The following is a 216-nucleotide window of genomic DNA, read 5'->3' on the forward strand; positions in this document are numbered from 1 at the left end:
CACCTCATCCCCGCACTTTTCAACGTGCGTGGGTTCGGGCCTCCATTCAGTGTTACCTGAACTTCACCCTGGACATGGGTAGATCACCTGGTTTCGGGTCTACGCCCACGTACTAAACGCCCTATTCAGACTCGCTTTCGCTGCGGCTCCGCCTCTTCAGCTTAACCTCGCACGGGATCGTAACTCGCCGGTTCATTCTACAAAAGGCACGCCATC

General features: G+C 56.0%; 1 rRNA gene. It reads right to left on the reverse strand.

The annotated features are described in order from the left end of the window. A 23S ribosomal RNA gene (locus MR107_RS31150) occupies window positions 1-216 on the reverse strand; the annotation flags it as partial.

Source organism: Bacillus cereus group sp. BfR-BA-01441 (genome assembly GCF_022663075.1).
In the GTDB taxonomy this organism is placed as follows: Bacteria; Bacillota; Bacilli; order Bacillales; family Bacillaceae_G; genus Bacillus_A; species Bacillus_A cereus.